The sequence below is a fragment of the Methylobacterium sp. WL116 genome (assembly GCF_008039455.1).
GTDB lineage: Bacteria > Pseudomonadota > Alphaproteobacteria > Rhizobiales > Beijerinckiaceae > Methylobacterium.
In genome coordinates, this window is sequence record NZ_VRUV01000016.1 from 1 (window position 1) to 12,933 (window position 12,933).

At 63.2% G+C, this 12,933-nt stretch carries 20 protein-coding genes and 1 pseudogene; 5 read left to right on the forward strand and 16 right to left on the reverse strand.

The genetic code is table 11. The annotated features are described in order from the left end of the window. Positions 1–344, forward strand: a pseudogene (locus FV223_RS03105) (chemotaxis protein); the annotation flags it as partial. Here FV223_RS03105 and FV223_RS03110 read toward each other — a convergent pair. From FV223_RS03110 to FV223_RS03155, 9 genes are all read right to left on the reverse strand, one after another. Next, positions 341–715, reverse strand: a complete 375-nt coding sequence (locus FV223_RS03110) for a hypothetical protein (protein WP_147725420.1) — start codon at positions 713–715, stop codon at positions 341–343. The pseudogene FV223_RS03105 and the gene FV223_RS03110 sit on opposite strands and share 4 nt — an antisense overlap. A gap of 278 nt (positions 716–993) precedes the next feature. After that, positions 994–2,412 (reverse strand): globin-coupled sensor protein, encoded by a 1,419-nt coding sequence (locus FV223_RS32355; RefSeq protein ID WP_147725421.1) that lies wholly within the window; start codon positions 2,410–2,412, stop codon positions 994–996. A gap of 139 nt (positions 2,413–2,551) precedes the next feature. Next, the gene (locus tag FV223_RS03120) at positions 2,552–3,013 is read right to left on the reverse strand and encodes a MucR family transcriptional regulator (protein WP_246689587.1); all 462 of its coding nucleotides are present in this window, start codon (positions 3,011–3,013) and stop codon (positions 2,552–2,554) included. Between the two features lie 904 nt (positions 3,014–3,917). Continuing rightward, on the reverse strand, positions 3,918–4,157 hold the full coding sequence (locus tag FV223_RS03130) for a hypothetical protein (protein WP_147725424.1): 240 nt from the start codon (positions 4,155–4,157) through the stop codon (positions 3,918–3,920). After that, on the reverse strand, positions 4,154–4,585 hold the full coding sequence (locus tag FV223_RS03135; protein ID WP_147725425.1) for a hypothetical protein: 432 nt from the start codon (positions 4,583–4,585) through the stop codon (positions 4,154–4,156). The genes FV223_RS03130 and FV223_RS03135 overlap by 4 nt, the downstream gene beginning before the upstream one ends. After that, entirely contained in the window at positions 4,585–5,067 is a 483-nt protein-coding gene (locus FV223_RS03140; protein ID WP_147725426.1) for a hypothetical protein, read from the reverse strand. The genes FV223_RS03135 and FV223_RS03140 overlap by 1 nt, the downstream gene beginning before the upstream one ends. Further along, positions 5,064–5,405, reverse strand: coding sequence for a hypothetical protein (locus FV223_RS03145; protein WP_147725427.1), 342 nt, complete (start codon positions 5,403–5,405; stop codon positions 5,064–5,066). Before FV223_RS03145 ends, FV223_RS03140 begins: the two co-directional genes overlap by 4 nt. After that, entirely contained in the window at positions 5,402–5,845 is a 444-nt protein-coding gene (locus tag FV223_RS03150; protein WP_348644776.1) for a DUF5681 domain-containing protein, read from the reverse strand. The genes FV223_RS03145 and FV223_RS03150 overlap by 4 nt, the downstream gene beginning before the upstream one ends. A 51-nt stretch (positions 5,846–5,896) precedes the next feature. Beyond that, positions 5,897–6,148, reverse strand: coding sequence for a hypothetical protein (locus tag FV223_RS03155; RefSeq protein WP_147725429.1), 252 nt, complete (start codon positions 6,146–6,148; stop codon positions 5,897–5,899). A gap of 271 nt (positions 6,149–6,419) precedes the next feature. Here FV223_RS03155 and FV223_RS03160 point away from each other — a divergent pair, with 271 nt between their 5' ends. Further along, entirely contained in the window at positions 6,420–6,689 is a 270-nt protein-coding gene (locus tag FV223_RS03160; RefSeq protein WP_147725430.1) for a hypothetical protein, read from the forward strand. Here FV223_RS03160 and FV223_RS03165 read toward each other — a convergent pair. Further along, the gene (locus tag FV223_RS03165) at positions 6,673–6,921 is read right to left on the reverse strand and encodes a hypothetical protein (RefSeq protein WP_147725431.1); all 249 of its coding nucleotides are present in this window, start codon (positions 6,919–6,921) and stop codon (positions 6,673–6,675) included. The two genes, FV223_RS03160 and FV223_RS03165, sit on opposite strands and share 17 nt — an antisense overlap. A 55-nt stretch (positions 6,922–6,976) precedes the next feature. Further along, positions 6,977–7,264, reverse strand: coding sequence for a hypothetical protein (locus FV223_RS03170; protein ID WP_147725432.1), 288 nt, complete (start codon positions 7,262–7,264; stop codon positions 6,977–6,979). 100 nt (positions 7,265–7,364) lie between these two features. Between FV223_RS03170 and FV223_RS03175 the strand changes: the two genes are divergently transcribed. Further along, entirely contained in the window at positions 7,365–8,123 is a 759-nt protein-coding gene (locus tag FV223_RS03175; protein WP_147725433.1) for a hypothetical protein, read from the forward strand. A 7-nt stretch (positions 8,124–8,130) separates the two neighbouring features. Further along, positions 8,131–8,490, forward strand: coding sequence for a hypothetical protein (locus tag FV223_RS03180; RefSeq protein ID WP_187276039.1), 360 nt, complete (start codon positions 8,131–8,133; stop codon positions 8,488–8,490). A gap of 177 nt (positions 8,491–8,667) precedes the next feature. Here the strand turns inward: FV223_RS03180 and FV223_RS03185 are convergent, their stop codons facing one another. Then, the gene (locus FV223_RS03185) at positions 8,668–9,117 is read right to left on the reverse strand and encodes a helix-turn-helix domain-containing protein (protein WP_147725435.1); all 450 of its coding nucleotides are present in this window, start codon (positions 9,115–9,117) and stop codon (positions 8,668–8,670) included. Beyond that, positions 9,114–9,407 (reverse strand): hypothetical protein, encoded by a 294-nt coding sequence (locus FV223_RS03190; protein WP_246689586.1) that lies wholly within the window; start codon positions 9,405–9,407, stop codon positions 9,114–9,116. Before FV223_RS03190 ends, FV223_RS03185 begins: the two co-directional genes overlap by 4 nt. A 224-nt stretch (positions 9,408–9,631) precedes the next feature. On the opposite strand from FV223_RS03190, the gene FV223_RS03195 reads away from it, so the two are divergent. Further along, complete coding sequence (locus FV223_RS03195) at positions 9,632–9,952, forward strand: hypothetical protein (RefSeq protein WP_147725436.1); 321 nt, start codon at positions 9,632–9,634, stop codon at positions 9,950–9,952. A 359-nt stretch (positions 9,953–10,311) separates the two neighbouring features. On the opposite strand, the gene FV223_RS03200 is transcribed toward FV223_RS03195, so the two are convergent. The 3 genes from FV223_RS03200 to FV223_RS03210 are packed head-to-tail and all read right to left on the reverse strand — an operon-like array spanning position 10,312 to position 12,862. Continuing rightward, positions 10,312–11,223, reverse strand: coding sequence for a DUF1376 domain-containing protein (locus FV223_RS03200; protein WP_147725437.1), 912 nt, complete (start codon positions 11,221–11,223; stop codon positions 10,312–10,314). Next, the gene (locus FV223_RS03205) at positions 11,220–12,632 is read right to left on the reverse strand and encodes a replicative DNA helicase (RefSeq protein WP_147725438.1); all 1,413 of its coding nucleotides are present in this window, start codon (positions 12,630–12,632) and stop codon (positions 11,220–11,222) included. Before FV223_RS03205 ends, FV223_RS03200 begins: the two co-directional genes overlap by 4 nt. Continuing rightward, the gene (locus tag FV223_RS03210; RefSeq protein ID WP_147725439.1) at positions 12,629–12,862 is read right to left on the reverse strand and encodes a hypothetical protein; all 234 of its coding nucleotides are present in this window, start codon (positions 12,860–12,862) and stop codon (positions 12,629–12,631) included. Before FV223_RS03210 ends, FV223_RS03205 begins: the two co-directional genes overlap by 4 nt. Positions 12,863–12,933 lie beyond the last annotated feature (71 nt).

A 12,933-nucleotide genomic window follows, 5' to 3' on the forward strand; every position in this document is an offset into this window, starting at 1 on the left:
GCGGCATCCTTTCGGAGATCCAGCGCGGCATCAACACCTCGGTGATGCTGACGGAGGAGGCGGTCAAGCGGGCGGCCACCGGCAAGGCGCGCTCCGACACGACCCAGCGCACGATCGAGGAGATCACGGCGCGGGTCGAAGAAGCGACGCAGACCTTCCAGCAGATCATCGCCTCGACCAACCAGCAGCAGCTCGGCATTGAGCAGGTGATGGGCGCCTTGCAGAACATCCGCCAGGCGAGCCAGCAGACCGCCGCCGGCACCCGCGAGGTCGAGGCGGCCTCGGCCAACCTCACCGAGCTCGCAGGAGCCCTCATGGCCCTCGCCGAACGCTACCGGCATTAGGCGCCTTTCAGCGCCTGTTCTGATGCACCAGGCCGAGGAGCCCCTGGTTGCTCGGTCATCTCCAACAGGCCTTGGGCCTGCGCGATGAACAGATCAACCTGCACCACCCCTTGAACGATCGCGGCGATGAGGTTGGCGTTCGCAATATCGATATGAGGTAGCCTACTCGTTTCCCGGCTACGCAGGTCGGAGAGCAACGCCGTCATTTCATCCCGCCGTAGCCGCAGGTCCGCGAGGATCACCTCAGCCCGTGCCGCCTGCAGGCTCGTAGCTTGTCCCCCGGCCAGGAGCGCTACGGCGGCGACATCGGTCCGAGCGAGAGCCGATTGCTCAGCCCCCTTCGGGCGTAGTGGAATGATCTGTCGGCTCATAGTTCCGCATCCGCCTATCGGGAGGCTTGTAGCCCTGATGCCGGCATACACCCTGCCAACGAGAATGAGAGTCCGTCTTGTAGGCAGGCGTGATGCCTTGCCACCGGTCGCCGTGCATCAATCTCACGCCGCCTGAGCGTTCAACGTACCTAGACAGGCTGTGCGGTCACAGATGCCCTGAGGCTTGATGCAAGCTACAGGCGCCCCCCAGAAATGGTGGTAGAGTCGTAGGCGTTCGCCCTTATCGTGCTCCTGTCAGGTTTGTGACGGCAAGCCGATCATGCTGCCCGCCCTTGAGCTACCAAAATAGACATGGCGTTCTCGAGTTTGACCGCCTCGCTTGCCAACTGACGAGCAACACCTTGCAACTCGTTGGCTGCCGTTCCAGCCGTGTTCGCTGCGTTGCTGACGCCCGTTATGCTGCCAGCGACCTCTTGGGTACCCGCAGCGGCTCGGCTCACATTCCCTGCGATTTCTTGGGTTGCCGCCCGCTGCTGATCGACGGCGGCTGCCATCGTAGCGGCGACCTGATCCATCTCGCTGATCATTGTGGCGATCCGCTCGATCGCCGTGACAGCGGAAGCTGTGGCACTCTGCATCCCTGCGACCTGCGCAGAGATTTCCTCCGTTGCCTTTGCGGTCTGGCCGGCGAGGCTCTTCACCTCTGCCGCCACCACAGCAAACCCACGACCCGCCTCGCCAGCCCGTGCCGCCTCGATCGTCGCGTTAAGAGCCAAGAGGTTGGTCTGGCTGGCGATCGAGGAGATGAGCGACACGACATCGCTAATACGAGATGCGGACCCGGACAAGCCTTGGACGGTCGCGTCGGTCTGCTGTGCTGCTTGGTTGGCGGCTTGCGCGATCTCGGCGGCACGTGTGACTTGCTGTGACACCTCGCTCAACGATGCCGACAACTCCTCCGCCGCCGCCGCTACGCCATCGACGTTCTGGGAAGCCTCCTTTGACGCGCCTGTCACGGTCTTAGCAAGGCTCGCGGTCTCGGTGATGGCTTGGACAGTGAGCCCGGCACGACTGCTGACGGCGTTGGCCCCCTCAGTCACGCCGGCCACGATGTCCTGGACTTGGTTCTGGAAACCTTTGAGTTGCATGAGGGCATCATGGTGCCGCTCGTCATCGACCCGCGTGTAGGTCTCCAACAACAATTCCAGATCGAACCAAGCCAGCTGGCTAATGACGCGGGTAAGAGCCCGATGCTCGCTGATCCGCTTCAACGTTCGGGGCGTCCCGAACGCTTGCGGGATCGGTGCGGCCAGACCAAGTTCACGAACAAGGGCTCGCGACACTACAGAATGGCAGATGACGATAGCGTAAGCCGGTACCTTGTTTCTGCTGAACGCCGTTGCCAACCGCTCGATTGACTCGTCAAAGGCCGCCCCGATTTCACCAGAGGCAACCATGATCCAGTGCGCAACGCGTGCTTCATGAACCTCGGGCACTCGCAACGCCGCATCAATCTCTGGCCAACTTGCAAACGTTTCCTGCAATTCGAAGAGCAACGTAGGCATGCGGTTCCGCACGACTTCTGCCTGAGCTCTGATCAATGCAAGATCATCGGCACCCACGCCAAAAACACCGAGACTTTTCTTGCGCTTGGTGCCGATCATTGTCGTTCTAAGCTCGTAACGCAAAATCAAATTAAGTATCGTACCAAACCCAAAATATTTGATTAATTCCACCGCTGGCTCACTCAAAAGTGAAGCTACCGCACCGCCAGCATACGAAGCTGGCGGTAATCAGTCAGGTAGCAAGGTGTGCCATTGAGTGGCCTTAAGCTGTTTCGGCAGCCTCGCTCCACCCACGGACCATCGAGGCAGTCTACGAAGTGCTATCAGCCTTGGCCTTGCCACCGCGGGTCGCGGGTGTCGCGGCGAAGATCTCATCCAATGAAGTAGCCCCGAGCGATGACTTCCGCCGCATCTGACCGAGACCAAGGGAGCGCGCCAGCTCGGAACGCTGCGCCGAGTAGTTGGCGGTCGTCATCGGGTAGTCGGCCGGCAGGCCGTATTTCGTCCGGTAGGCTTCGGGAGTCAGACCCCGCAGCGTCAGGTGCCGGCGCAGCGTCTTATAGGATTTACCGTCCTCGAAGCTGATCAGCGCATCCGGCGTGACCGACTTCTTGATCTGAGCTGCGGTCGCTTTCTCAGGGCCCACGGGTTCGACCGGGGCTTCATTGCCGAGGCCAGTAAGGGCAGCATGCACCTTGGTGATCAGAGCCGCCAGTTCGCTCATCGGCACGTTGTTATTCAAGACGTAGGCGGCGACGAGTTCGGCCGTCATGTCGAGCTTGTTGTCAGACAAGCCCTGTTCCGTTTCATCCATAGCTGACCCTCAATCGCATGCAACCTACAGAAGCAGATATAATGCATATATCCCGCTAAAGTGGAAGATGGCGATCGAAAATCTGTTCAGATTTTGGTCGATCTACTCCTTTGGTGAGCCTTTCTGAACCATTGAACGCCTACGTTTCATTCATTCGATGGGCAAAGCAGCATGGACGAACCTAAATCCCCCCGGCGATCTCCGCGCCGTGAGACAATGATCATTGGGGCGCTACGCACGGATGATGGGGATGAAATCCCCTGCGTCGTGCGGGACGTTTCAAAGGAAGGGGCCAGGATCTCGGTCTCACAGAGAGAACCGCTATCGGACTGTGTCGAACTGAAGCTGCAGGGTTCTCAGCGATCAGTGCGCATGCGGGTCATGTGGCGCGACGGTCCTTTCGCCGGCTTGTCAATCCTCAATGTTAGTTAGTTCCAGAGTTCAACGCATGACAGAAGTTTCGATGCTTTATCATTTAATGCGTTATCTTCGTTCACATGCCTGCAAGGCTTGAAGGCAACCATGCCAATCTACCGCTTAGAATGCATCTTACGCTTCGATGATGGGCGGTCTGGACGAGCAGTGGACGGCCGCAACATTCAGGCAGACTCCCCTGCAGAAGCTATCGCGTTCGCCAAACTTTACAAATGCAATCACCCTGCCATGGCACTAATGGCAGCGTCGCTTTATAGCACGGGCCAAACCATAATTTGGTCATTCAGAACGGATTTATCTTCCAAATCAGGATCAACACATACGAGAAATTAACCCAATCTATATCTTTCGTACCGCGCCATCTGCTCGTCCGCCGTCAGTTCCGGGCGAGTGATGCAAGGGACACCGTTGTGGTGCCGCGACCTTCTCAAAGAAGCCACAGCGCCGGAGTGCCCTTGAGCATGGCGTCGTAGTCCGCGGCGATCTCTTTCAGCGTCCGGGTCGCGTAGTAGGCCGCCTGCTGCGGGGTGCGCTCGCACGGCTCTTCCAGGAGGGCTTCATACCGGAGCCGAGCGGCTTCGATCTCATCAGGCGTGTAGTGCCTGGGCATGGTCTCTTGGGTAGCTTCCAAGGCGGCCAGGCGCTTGCTGAGGATGGGCGGCGTCACAGGCTTACCCATTCAGTCGCGAGGATGATCGCCGGCTCTGCATTTACGAGGTAGGGGTACGCCTGAAACGCCTCGGGCATGTCCGCGATCAAGGATCGGATCGCCGCCTCGTTGCGGTCCATCCCAGCCACCGGGCCGCCGTTCCGCTGGCTTAGGAGCAGCGTGACCGCCTCGCGGTGCCGACAGTTCCACCCGATGAACGCTGCCCCCTCGGCCTGCATCGCAGCCCGCATCTCTCTGACGTGCTCGTAACCGAGCGCTCGCGCCACGCCCTCAGCTATGGACTGCTTGGGCCCGAGGCCACCAGCGTGGACAGCCAGGAGCAGCAGCAACAGTCGGATGCCAGGGTTCAATGGGTTGGCCATGGCAGGAGGCGGAACAGCTTGCCCTTCGAGCCGGGTCAGCCGCGTCATCAGGTTCGAGGTCATTAGTGCGTCTCCACGGGCTCGGCCGGAACGCCATAGGCGGTGAGGGCGCGGGCGAGGGTGCCGCTATCGTCTGCCGCGGGCCAGTCAGGGTTCTGCGCCTTCGCTCCGGCCCACTCATTCAGCGCCGCGATCATCATCTCGGAACTGCAACTGTGCGGATCAGGGCAGGCGGCAGCGCCGTACCGTTGGCACAGGGCGGCGTCCGCCCGTTCGATCCGCTGGCCCCACTCATCAGGGTTCGTTTCGGCCTGGGCCTCCATGTCATCGTGATCGACATACCCGAGCGCCCGAGCGAAGCCGTCGCTGAAGGAGTCCTCCGGGTGCGGCGGTGCCGACGCGCACGGCCGAGGATAGCCGCCGAGCGCAATGGCGACGGCCCGGAGCCAAACCTGGGTCAACTTACGGGATGCCGGTCCCTGGCCGCCGCGCCCCGCCTGTCCGGCTTCCAGGCGGTTCAGACGCTCGATCAGCTTCGGGGTCATTGCACGTTCCTCGGCCGGTCCAACTGGAAGGTGAAGGCAGCGCAGGTCTTCGGCCACTGGCCGGCTGCCCCGGCCTGGGCACGCGCCTCCTCCGTCAGGATGGCAGGCGACAGGTCCCGCGGCGGCTCGCCCTCGACCATGCGGTAGGCCCCGAGGTTCATGACGAAGGCGTCGTCGCCGTCGTGGATGGCGTGGCCGCGGGCTTTCAGGAAGGCGACGATATCGCTGAGCGGCGTCCCAGGCGGAGCCTCAACCTGAAAGACGAGGTGCTTGCCGGTCACTATCGGCGCGCACCCTGCTTCCAGGCGTGTCAGCCTATCTATCGTACGCAGTGTCATCGGCGCCCTCCTTTGTTACCTGCTGCCTCTTCCAAGGCAGCAAGACGCCCGGCGAAGTCGACGGCTTCGATGGCCTTCACGTGCGCATCGACGAGCTTGGACAGTTCGGCGGCCTCGCTTGGAGTGATCTCGCCGTCGGCGACACCCTGCATCAGAGCCTTGGTCGCCTTGGTGAGGTCGGCTGCCGTCTCTATCTCAGGAAGAGTGAAGGTGATCGGCCGGTCCTTCCGAACCGGCATCAGCCGATCCATGCACATTCGCAGCGCGACCGTGTCGCCGCCCAGGGCCATCTCTATTGCCCGACGGGTCAATGCCTCGCTCTCGCCATCCAAGATGGCTTGCAGGGCCAGGGTCGAACGGTTGCGGGCACCCCTTGGGCGGCCGCTGGGATTACCGCTCCGGCCTTGCTCGAATGGCCGACCGTCACCCGGCATAGGCATCTCCTAGGCGCGAGGATGGCTGTAAAAAGCAGCGGCGAAACAGCCAAGCCCTCATCTCAACTGCTCCGGCGTAAGGTCCTTCAGCGGTAGGTCGGTCGGCCGCCCATCCTCGGTACCAACGACGACGCGGATGATGTTCAACGCCTTCGCATCGAGGTGATGCCCCCGCTCGCGGAGGAACGCTGCTGCATCACCTGCACCTAAGCCATGCGGGCCTTGGACCAGGAAGCGGCGCACCGCACTTGGCGGCTTCACGATGATTGCGGTTTCAAGACGCCCGAGACGAGTCAGGAGATTTTGCATGTCAGATCCTATCGAGAACTGGTATAACAATAGATAGGATCAAACTACAGGGGTGGCGGACCGTTGGGTGCGGACGGTGCTCAGGTCATCGGAGCGGTTACGACATGATCGTCCGGTGTCTGGCCTTACAGCGGAGGCTTCATAGGCTAGCCTCAGCACACGACAGTCTGGGCGAGAAACATGTACCCTGCTGTCGGCCGCGGCGATGATGGCAATGGCGCGCTTCGCCGGAGGCTGCCTACATCGTTGGCACCTTACCGGAGCGCGGACTATGAGCAGCGGACACGTCTACACCTTCGCCGAAATCGACGGCACGCGGCTCGCTGCAACAGCGGATCGGGATGGGGCGAACCTACCAGGCGGTCCGAGCGGTTGGCGTCGGCTCGCCACGATGGATGCCAACGAGATGGACACGATGTCGGGGATCGTCGGCTTAGGAAACGCGGCCGAGATCCTGACCGATATCAGAGAAAGAGGTCTGTTCCTGACGGCGGCGAAGGATGCCGATTGGGTGACGCCAGCGTTCACCGAGGCTGATTGACGGGTAAGGTTTGGGTCGCGGCCATCATTGTGACAGCGGGGTCCGATGCCGTCGGCATGTCAAGGAACGCCACTTTCAATCCGGCGGCGAGACCATGAAGGGCTGCGGCAGCGGCCTGCTGGCGAACCTCTCGGGCGTCGTCGCGGACCTCGATGGTGACGGCGGCCGTCATGGCGGCCTGCTGGGCGGCCTGAATGCCGGCGACGAAGGCGGCTTGCTCTCGGGGCATCATGGCTGTCTGCGCTCCAGTACTGCACGGACCTTAGCGAAAGTTTCCGGGCCGATGGTCATGCGGCGCTTCCAGGCGTTGCTTCAATCTCAGCAATCTCAAGCGCGTGCAGCACCGCGCCTGCGACCACGTCGGCGCCAGTACGGCCTTCGGTGGAATTCGGGAACACGGCGAGGTCCTCAATGCCGGTCGGGCCGGGTGCGATCACGCTGACGTGCAGCGAAGGGGCGGTGTCTGGGCCGGCCTCGGTGCGCAGCACGACGTCGAGGCCGGCGGCGGTGCCGTAGATCCAGACCGTATGCAGGGTCTCACGCTTGGCTTGGGGGAGGCCAACGACGTTACGCATGTCCGTGCACCCTCTTAATGTCGGTTCGCCGGGCAAGGTTGGCGTCCTTGCCCGCTCTAGGCCCCTTGCGGCGAAAGGCAGTGTGGACGACCGTGCGTCCATGCGCTCGACGATGCTTCCGCTTGTGCTCGCCCCCATAATCTTCCTGGCGCTCATCCAAGCTGGGGGAGCCGAGGGGGAGGTGGACATCGACGCAGCCGCTCGCGAGGCGCTGTTCAACAAGGCCGAAGCCACGGAGATCTCGGAGCGCCTGCATGCCGATCCGCGCACGGCACGGGTCATCGCGTCCTGCCCCGCCGATGTGTTCGAGCGAGAGCGCCCGGTCTGGCGTGGCCTTGCAGTTCCGCAGCGGCCCTCGGAGCGAACCTGCGCCCTCCACCCAGCCGACTGCTACGGCTTGTGCGTTCGCTGGGCGAACGGGCCAGCCTGCTTCGACCTCGCCCAAGCCTACGAGCACCACTCGCTCGATGTCCCCGATGCGTTCGACGGCCAGCGCTTTCACGCGCTCGCCTGCGCGATGGGCTACTCCGCCGGCTGTACGAACCGCGCCGCCGGTATCCGCAACGGGCACTACCACGACGATACCTTCCGCGGCGCCCCGGTTGCGGACAAGCAGTCCTGTGAGTACCGCAGCTTCCTCCTCGACTGCGATCGGCGCGGAGCATGGGGCTGCGCCATGCTGGGACAGTCCTACCGCACCGGCGAGGGGGTGGCAGCCCAGCCACAGCGGGCGCGGGCGGCGTTCGAAATGTCGTGCGAAATCAATCCGCAGTTCGCCGCTTGTGATTTCGCGAAGCGGCAACTGGAGATGATGGACCCTCCGCCCTCGGCCGAGGACGCCGGGTCGGACGCCAACTGATCGGAGCGTGCACGTGACGAGTCGAATTTTGGATAATGCGGATTTGCCACCGCTGGTCACGACAGTGATAAGGCCGTGGGTGATAGCCATCGAGACCGGCACGCTCGGAATGCGAGAGGTGGTCACCTTGGCAGCTACCAGCACCGCGAAGAGCTTGAAGCGCCGTGTCGTGGTCCTCCCACCCGTCGACATGGCGATCGACGCAGCACTGGAGGCGTCCGTCAGCTTTGCGGAAGCGCTCGACAAGCGAGAGGCAAGGACGGCCGAACCCCGTGCGGCAGCACTGGCGGCCTTAACGGCGGTGATCGAGCAGCTGCGAACGGCCGAGCCAAGTGCGGATACGCGGGCACTCGGGCTGGAGTGGTAGGCGAAGGTTTCCAACTTCATCGCATCACCTTCGCCGCCATGAAGCACGCGGATCCAGCCAAGGCGTACAGGATGGCTTTGCGGGCCAGGGGGCGGGAGACATCAACCCCATCGAACCGTCTCATGTAGGCAGCCTGCGCACGGACGGCGGCGACGGTCAGGAGTAGAAGGCCAGCGGTCATCGGGCCTTTCCCTTTGGAGCCGATGCGGGTGCCGGCGTCGGCGGCAATCCAGCGAGGTAGGCGTCGAGGTCTTCCTTCCGAACGATGGTTGCGCTTCCGATCTTGCGGGCCCCGAGCTTCCCGTCCGCGACCAGCTTATGGAACAGGGCCATGCTGATCCCGAGGATTTCGCAGACTTTCTTGGGGCGATACGCGAGAGGAGTCAGGTCTATGGCGCGCAGACCGGTAGTCGGTTGCGCTGGAGCCTCCACACGGGCGCGCTCGGCCTCGGAAAGGAAGGCGGCTTGCACCGCGATCTTGGCCTCGCGCTCGATCACGCCCCGAATGAACGACTCCGAGAACATGCTTCGCAGGGCCGCGATCGTGGCGTCCGCGACGCGGGCCGCGGTCTCGTCCACGAGCCGGTCGCGGTCAGGGGGCTTGGTCGGGATAGAGCGGCTCTTCATGCCCTGTCCTCGTTCAAGCGTTCGAAGAGTGCGGCCAACTCCTCGTCAGCAACATCCCAGGTCGCATCGCTCGGAAACGCGTAGGAGACGGACGCGCTGTCCGACCAGCGGATGATGCACCAAGCCGCGAAGCCAGCCCGTGGCGGCACCTCCCATCCTGCAATTTCGGCAGGCGTCGCTCGACGATGGCGATACTTCCGGCCCAGATTGGCCTTGAACCACTGACGATCGAGGTCGGTCGCTGGCATCGGCGGTTCCTCGTTATTGGAAATCAGTTCGGTGAGGATCATCGGCACACCTTCCGGACCGCAAAGCCGGTACCGTCGAGCAGGGCCAGGATCTCGTTGGCCTTGGCTGCGGCGAGGCTCAAGGAATGAAGGGCAGCCTAAGGGACGAATGCCGTGGCTGAACGGATCGCTTGGCAGCGGGTCAGCGTCGGTTCAGCGACTGAGGTGCAGCCTTCGAACTCGCCGGCTGGTTGAGAGCGATGCCGGGCGCTAACGAGGTTCAGGTCATGATGCGCATGAAGATGCTGGGAATAGCCGCTTTGATAGCCGCGGGGCTTGGTTCGGCGACCTCGGCGAATGCCGCTCCCTTCTCGGCTGACCAGATCCGCAGTGATGCGGTGATCGAGTTCGTGGCTGGCGGATGTGGACCCGGCTTTCATCCAAATCCGTGGGGACGCTGCCGGCCGAACGACCGCGGATACGGCTACGGTGGTGGTCCTCGTGGGTACTATGAGGGGCGGCCAGCATACGGCTACGGCGGCGGGTATGGTCGTCGCGGTGGCGACTACGAGTACGGCGGTCCCCGCCGGTTCTACGGCGGCTATTAAGGCCATCAGGGCTGGCGGTCTTTCGGCTGCCAGCTCATAAACCTGTGGTTGAAGGCAGCATGCTGGCGCGGGGTCATGGCCGCGACTTTTGGGTGTTGCCAACGGTCCGAGGGGAAACGCCTGCCCGGCGAGTGATCTCTCGATCGGTGATGCTGTGACCGAATAGGTCCAGCACGTCGCGGCGTTTGTCGGCGTTGGTTCGGTGCGGATATCCAGATTGGACGGCGCCTCGGCGGTCGTCATACCTGCTGCGTGGGCGAGCACTTTCATAGGGCCAGCAGCGGCAGCCTTCTCGCCCGGGCTATCAGTACGGTCGTGAAGCGCGCGGACCTTGGCGAAGATTTCGAGGCCAGCGGTCATCAGCCTACCCTCCGAAACTGCGCAGCGCGATCCGCCCCGTTTCCGTGGACGATCCCGATTTCGGCGAGGACTTGGGCCGGAACCTTCGTCCGCGGGTCGTCAGGCGGCTCAGTCCGCTGCTGCCAGGGCCAGTGGCCCCCTCTGGCTTTCCAGGCCTTCACCCGTTCGCGCCAGACGTCGGTCGAGATCTCGGCCGTTGGCGCTGCCTCAACGGCCTTCGCAGCGTAGTCTCGCCAGCGCTGCTGGTGCAGCCAACTGTCGGCGGTCTTCACAAACTCGGTACCAGCCTTGCCGATGCGCTCTTGCTCGGCAGCGTAGGCCTTCGTGCCAGCAATGATCTCGGCAGGCGTCGCGCCTCGTCGTCGAGCCTCCAGCCAGCGCTTCCGGGCTAGAGTGGTTGGGAAGACCGAGCTACGCTTCGGGTAGGCTGCCTTGAACTCGGCGAAGCCTTCCGGGTCCTCGTCCCCAGTGGGGACTATAGGGGTAGATTTAGCTTTAGCTTTAGCTGCTTTCGTTTTGCTTTCCGTTTCCTCCTCAATCGCAGAACCTAATGCCCCCTCCTGATCGTGTAATTCCAATGGCTTAGGCCGTCCACCTTTCCTCCCGGCGGCACGCTTCCGCTCGACTTTTTCGCTGACGAATTGATGCTCGCGAGCGACCTGTTGGTTGCTCCAATTGCCATTTTCGAGTGTCCAATTGGCCAGCACGATTGGCTTCAGAACAGCCCATCGCTTCAGGGTGGTCCCGAGCATCCGGGCGAACCGAGCGTCATCGTCGGGCAAGCAGCAGCCAGGCGAGCGCCAAGCGAAGATCTGCAGGCGGAAGTAGGCGCCAGCCTCCTCGTTCGTCATGTGGGCGGTGTCGGCGATATGCCGATCTACGCCCACCGGCATGGTGGGAAGCGAGCTCATCGGGCGGCCTCCGCCAGCACGTTGCAAGCGACATCGCAGAAGCAGGTGACCCGGATCGTCGGACCGGAGCGCTGCTTCAGGATCTCGATTTCAAGCTCGTTCTGGCAATCCGAGAGGCGGATGTCCTCCTCATCGGTCCGACCGACCTTGTGCTCCAGATAGTAGGCCTCCCGGAACAGCCCGAGCACCACGTCGGCATCCTGCTCGATCGAGCCGCTGTCCCGCAGGTCGGAGAGCAATGGGCGCTTGTCGGGGCGTTTTTCCACTTCGCGGTTGAGCTGGCACAACCCGATGACGGGGATGCCTAGCTCCTTCGCCAGTCCCTTCAGCCCGGAGGAGATCTCGGTCATTTCCTGAACCCGGTTACCCGAGTAGCGCTTGGACGGCCGGATTAGGCCAATGTGGTCGACGACAATGGCAGCCAGCGGCTTGCCCTGCCGTTCGGCCTGTAGCCGCATCTGTCGGGCGCGGGCCGCGATCTGGGCTAGCGTCAGACCGGCCTGCGGCTCGATCCAGACCGGAATACCGGCGCAGGTGCGCTGCGCTTCGATCAGCCGCTCCATTGCCTCATTTGAGAGGCTGCCCGCGTCGGCGATGGCGCGATACGAGATCACCTCCCGGGCCCGCGGATCGTAGGCGACCGCGGCCATGACGCGCTCACTGAGTTCATCCCCGTCCATCTCAAGGGAAAAGAACCCGACGGGGCCGGATTGCCGAGCTGCCGAGATCGCGACGTGCAGACCGACCGTCGTTTTGCCCATGGCCGGGCGCCCAGCGAGGATGACGAGCTGTCCTGGACGCATCCCGAGTGTCGCTGCATCAAGCCTTGGTATGCCGTACGGCACGCCACGAGGGGCGGTCCCCTGCCTGATCTGATTAGCTCGGGCGAGGACGTTGGCTGCGCTGGCACCGAGCGAGACCCGCCGGGCGTGCTCGGCGAGGGCGGCGCTGGCCACCGCGTCCAGCGCCTCGATCATGCTGCCGGCGGTCTCGGCCGGGTCATGCACGGTGCTGCCTGTCATCGCTGCAATGCCAATCTGCGCCGTCTCGAACACGGTCCGCATCCGTGCGGCCTGCGCGATCAGGCGGGCGTAGCTCGGGGCGTTGCTGACGGTGGTGGCGCCGTGCATCAAGTTGACGAGGTACTGCCCAACCGTAACGCCGCCGAGGTCGGCATCTCCCAGGACCGCCTTCATCAGCCCCAGGTCGATCGCCTCGCCGGCATCGCGACGAACGACCATCGCTGCAAAGATTTGCTGATGGACCAGGTCCGAGAAATCTTCCGGCTGGACGAAATCCCGAGCCCGGTCGATCGCATCGTTGTGGTGGAGGATGGCGCCGAGCAGCCCTTGTTCGGACTCCATGGCGTTCGGCGGAATGGCGTCGAGCGAAGCGGTGAGCGCATTCATTGCGACACCTCTCGCTCGGCGGCCTGCAAAGCCTCGATCAGCTTCGGCAGGCGGTCCAAGGCGAGGCAGAACCCAGCCTTGGTCGGGAAGGGCGCGCCCTGCTTCGGCTTCGACAGATCGTAGAGCCGGAGATCGACGAGGCGGCACCCCGCGTGGGTCACGAGACCGACGCGAAGTTCCTGGAAGTTATTTTTCCGGACGGTGGCGATCGTGCGAGGAGTACCCGTCATGGGCGGCACCGCCAATCGTCGCGAGAGGGAAATGCTAGCTCGGCCAGGGCTCCGGCCGTGGCAGGCGGGAG

Coding starts and splice junctions, on each gene's coding strand:
- FV223_RS03110 (WP_147725420.1), bottom strand. CDS start 715: ATGAGCCGACAGATCATTCCACTACGCCCGAAGGGGGCTGAGCAATCG.
- FV223_RS03120 (WP_246689587.1), bottom strand. CDS start 3,013: ATGACGGCCGAACTCGTCGCCGCCTACGTCTTGAATAACAACGTGCCG.
- FV223_RS03135 (WP_147725425.1), bottom strand. CDS start 4,585: ATGACCTCGAACCTGATGACGCGGCTGACCCGGCTCGAAGGGCAAGCT.
- FV223_RS03140 (WP_147725426.1), bottom strand. CDS start 5,067: ATGACCCCGAAGCTGATCGAGCGTCTGAACCGCCTGGAAGCCGGACAG.
- FV223_RS03145 (WP_147725427.1), bottom strand. CDS start 5,405: ATGACACTGCGTACGATAGATAGGCTGACACGCCTGGAAGCAGGGTGC.
- FV223_RS03150 (WP_348644776.1), bottom strand. CDS start 5,845: ATGCCTATGCCGGGTGACGGTCGGCCATTCGAGCAAGGCCGGAGCGGT.
- FV223_RS03155 (WP_147725429.1), bottom strand. CDS start 6,148: ATGCAAAATCTCCTGACTCGTCTCGGGCGTCTTGAAACCGCAATCATC.
- FV223_RS03160 (WP_147725430.1), top strand. CDS start 6,420: ATGAGCAGCGGACACGTCTACACCTTCGCCGAAATCGACGGCACGCGG.
- FV223_RS03165 (WP_147725431.1), bottom strand. CDS start 6,921: ATGATGCCCCGAGAGCAAGCCGCCTTCGTCGCCGGCATTCAGGCCGCC.
- FV223_RS03170 (WP_147725432.1), bottom strand. CDS start 7,264: ATGCGTAACGTCGTTGGCCTCCCCCAAGCCAAGCGTGAGACCCTGCAT.
- FV223_RS03175 (WP_147725433.1), top strand. CDS start 7,365: ATGCGCTCGACGATGCTTCCGCTTGTGCTCGCCCCCATAATCTTCCTG.
- FV223_RS03185 (WP_147725435.1), bottom strand. CDS start 9,117: ATGAAGAGCCGCTCTATCCCGACCAAGCCCCCTGACCGCGACCGGCTC.
- FV223_RS03190 (WP_246689586.1), bottom strand. CDS start 9,407: ATGATCCTCACCGAACTGATTTCCAATAACGAGGAACCGCCGATGCCA.
- FV223_RS03195 (WP_147725436.1), top strand. CDS start 9,632: ATGATGCGCATGAAGATGCTGGGAATAGCCGCTTTGATAGCCGCGGGG.
- FV223_RS03200 (WP_147725437.1), bottom strand. CDS start 11,223: ATGAGCTCGCTTCCCACCATGCCGGTGGGCGTAGATCGGCATATCGCC.
- FV223_RS03205 (WP_147725438.1), bottom strand. CDS start 12,632: ATGAATGCGCTCACCGCTTCGCTCGACGCCATTCCGCCGAACGCCATG.
- FV223_RS03210 (WP_147725439.1), bottom strand. CDS start 12,862: ATGACGGGTACTCCTCGCACGATCGCCACCGTCCGGAAAAATAACTTC.